1 protein-coding gene is annotated in these 576 nt (G+C 52.4%); it reads right to left on the bottom strand.

The genetic code is table 11. The features are described from left to right. On the bottom strand, window positions 1–576 hold a 576-nt coding region (locus tag ACWKXX_RS22550; RefSeq protein WP_252906325.1), incomplete at both ends, for an EF-Tu C-terminal domain-related protein.

Genomic DNA, 576 nt, shown 5'->3' with positions numbered 1-576 from the left:
GCGCCAACGGTACGGCCGCCTTCACGGATTGCGAAACGCAGACCGTCGTCCATCGCGATTGGGTGGATCAGCGTCACAACCATCTTGATGTTGTCGCCTGGCATTACCATCTCTACGCCTTCTGGCAGTTCGATGGTACCGGTCACGTCAGTTGTACGGAAGTAGAACTGTGGACGGTAGCCTTTGAAGAACGGAGTATGACGGCCGCCTTCGTCTTTGGACAGAATGTACACTTCAGATTCGAACTTGGTGTGTGGCTTGATTGAGCCTGGCTTCGCCAGAACCTGACCACGTTCGATTTCTTCACGTTTGATACCACGCAGCAGAACACCAACGTTCTCACCAGCACGGCCTTCGTCCAGCAGTTTGCGGAACATTTCAACGCCAGTACAGGTAGACTTCGCAGTCTCTTTGATACCAACGATTTCAACTTCTTCACCAACTTTGATGATACCGCGCTCTACACGACCGGTAACAACGGTACCACGACCGGAGATGGAGAATACGTCTTCGATTGGCAGCAGGAATGGCTTGTCAATCGCACGCTCTGGTTCTGGGATGTAAGAATCCAGGTAG

The sequence above is a fragment of the Enterobacter sp. UPMP2061 genome (genome assembly GCF_053709615.1).
This window is presented reverse-complemented; position numbering and strand designations above follow the sequence as displayed.